Source organism: uncultured Methanobrevibacter sp. (assembly GCF_937906425.1).
GTDB lineage: Archaea > Methanobacteriota > Methanobacteria > Methanobacteriales > Methanobacteriaceae > Methanobrevibacter.
This window is the reverse complement of record NZ_CALCYR010000223.1, coordinates 1-3,117: the sequence shown is the minus strand read 5'-3', so window position 1 is coordinate 3,117 and position 3,117 is coordinate 1. Positions and strand designations below refer to the sequence as shown.

Sequence of the window (3,117 nt, the reverse complement as noted above, 5' to 3'; positions counted from 1 at the left end):
TTTTACATATATATAAAGGATTAATATCAAATCTTATTATCTTATTTTTTTAACAAATTTAACCTATTTTTAGCAATTTCACGAACATACTTGTCTTCGTCATTTGCCAAAATCTTTTCTAAGACATTAATACTAGTTATCTCTTTACAAGCTGCTTCACGAACCTTGGAATCATTATCATTTTGTCCCAATTCAGCCAATAAATCCTGATTTCTTATTTTGGAAATAGCCTCAATACATGAATCATTATAATTTCCGCTTAAAACGATTTCCTCTAAAATCTTTTTGTCTTTTATTTTTCTAATGGAATTTAATCTTATATTGGAATCTGAATCATCCATGGCCATTTTTGATAAAATATCCTCGGATTTAATCTTGTTTGCAGCATTTACTTTATTATTCAATTTGGAATCCTTGACAATATTCAATAATATTTCATCATCATCAATATTTTTTATTGCCAAATCTGAAATTTCATCATAATTAGCATTTATTGCAATATCCTGAAGCAATTCATTAATATCCGCTTGTGAAATATTCATAATCTTATCTTTTCCATCCCCATCAGATTTTAGATTATTTTTTTCTTTTTTATCATCATCAGATTTTAGATTATTTTTATCATTTTCACTTATATCAGACATATCACTATTTTTATTTTCATTTAATATATTAAGAAGTTTGTTTAAAGCATTTTTACCTACAATTAAATCATCATCATTGATAGAAATGTATGTTAAATCAATCGGAGAATTAATTTTCTTAATACATTCACTTCTTACAAAACTGTCACTATCCTCTTTTGCAATCTTAATTATTATATCCTCATTTGATATATTGTTTAACGATTCAATTCTAACGAATTTATCCTCATCATTAAAAGCAATCTCACTTAAAGTATCCTCATCACTTATCTTTTGACTTGCCTTAATACGTGAGGCGGAATCCTCATGATTTAATGCAATTTCCTTTAAATCATCCTGATTTTGGAGTTTTTCAATGGCTGCCAAACGTACATGCTCATTTTCCTCATTGAATGCAAGCTCTTTTATAATTTCACTGTCAGAATCTAATTTCTTTATGGAATCTGCTCTTATAAACTTGTCAATTTCCTCATCAAGAGATATTTCCTCAAGGATTTCCTGATTGTTGAATTTCTCGTTATCAACAATATTGTTGATTATCTTTTTATCATCGGATTTCTTTAATATTTCAGTTAATATAAGATTATTCTCTATTTTATCCAATGCCTTGAATTTGGTTTTTTGATCTTTGGCATTGATAACAATATCCATAAGAATTACTTCATTATTTATCTGGTCTATTGCAGATAGGCGATTTTTAACTTTTTTATCATATTTGGCAATTTCAGCAAAAACATTTTCCTCTCTTCCCAACTTATCATAAGCGATTTGTCTTACATCACTGTATTTTGCATTGGACGCCAATTCCTCAAGGATATTTGGGTCTGTAACTCTGGATGCCGCAATAGTTCTAACATATCTGTCCTTATTTTCAAGGGATAAATCCTCCAAAACATCTTGGGACTTGATTTCCATTGTTGCAGCAATCCTGTTGTTTCTGCTTTTATGATTTTTTGCTATTTGTCTAAAGCTTTCATCCTTAATTTTATCCTCTTTTGAACGAGAATCCTTTTTAAGACGTTCTTCTTTAGCCTTTTGCATATCTTCGACATCTATCTTTTTAATTAGACTAAAATCAATGCTGTTATTATCCTTTTTATTTCTTCTAAATCTGGAAGTTCTTTTAGGTTTTTCACTTTGATCTTTATTATTTTTATTATTTTCACTAGATTTAGATTCCTGTTTATTTCTATTTTCCTTTGAATCCTTTTTGTCTTTTTTTAAAAAATCAAATAAACCCATTTTTCCACCAGCAATTGATTAATTTCTTTAATTTCTTTATTTTAATAAATTTATTTAATTTATTTATTATTTAATTAATTAATTATCTAATTTAATTAATTAAAATAATTTATTTAATTTAATAATTATCTAATTTAATAAATTTAATTTAATTAATTCTAATTTAATTAATTCTAATTTAATTAATAATTTATTTAATTTAATTAATTCTAATTTAATTAATAATTTATTTAATTTAATTAATTTATTAATTATTTAGTTAAAATTTTAATTTTTTTGATTATTTATTCATTAATTTATTTCATTCATATTAATTTAGTTAGCCATCTTTTTTTCTAAAACAATGATTAAAAGAATTCCAATTATGGCTAAAATAGCACAAATTATCCAAGATCCAGTTAAATTAGTTGTAATTTGATTTACTGGCAATCTTAAGGTTCCAATCATTATTCCAATTAAAAATGCCATTGTTCCGGTTTCATGGTTTTCAAGAAGATAATTCAAGACTCTTGAAAATCCTAATATTCCTATTAATGCTCCAATAATAAAAACAATAATTTCTGTAATGTTTAGAGAATTTAAAGAGTTTAACATATATTCATATTGACCCAGTAACAACAATAGGAATGAACCGGAAATTCCAGGCAAAATCATTGCACAGATTGCTATAAGACCTGAGAAGAACAATACAATAAGACTATGGTTAGCAGCAATAGGATTTAATCCTACAAATATATAGGATAAAACAATTCCAATTATTGTTAAAATGATTAATTTCATATTGATTTCTTCCAATTTGGTATATAAAATATAGGCTGATGCCAATATTAAACCTAAAAAGAAAGAGAATGTATATGCTGTTTGAGTCTCCAAAAGATAAGTTATTAGTTTGGACAATGTTAAAATTGCAATTCCTATACCTAAAACAAGAGGAATGAATAATTCAAAATCAATCTCTTCAATTAATTTTTCCTTAAATTCAGAAAAATTCAATTTTATCAGTGGTTTAATAAAAGAAAATCTTATTTCACTAATTGCATGAACCAAACGTTCATAAATACCAGTTATTAAAGCAATTGTACCACCGGAAACTCCAGGGATTGTATCTGCAGATCCCATGAAAAATCCTCTTATAAAAATTAAAAATACTTCCTTTAAATCAAAATTCATTGAAATTCCTCTAAAATTGAAAAATAAATATAAAAATATAATAATAAAAAAAATTCTTTTT

At 25.3% G+C, this 3,117-nt stretch carries 2 protein-coding genes; both read right to left on the bottom strand.

Annotation, left to right across the window (positions count from 1 at the left end; translation table 11 throughout):
- Nucleotides 1–41: 41 nt before the first annotated feature.
- On the bottom strand, nt 42–1,886 hold the full coding sequence (locus Q0138_RS06450; protein ID WP_297982227.1) for a hypothetical protein: 1,845 nt from the start codon (nt 1,884–1,886) through the stop codon (nt 42–44).
- Between the two features lie 315 nt (nt 1,887–2,201).
- Nucleotides 2,202–3,005 carry a DUF368 domain-containing protein gene (locus tag Q0138_RS06445; protein ID WP_297982225.1) on the bottom strand — a complete coding sequence of 268 codons (804 nt, stop codon included), beginning with the start codon at nt 3,003–3,005 and terminating at the stop codon, nt 2,202–2,204.
- Nucleotides 3,006–3,117 lie beyond the last annotated feature (112 nt).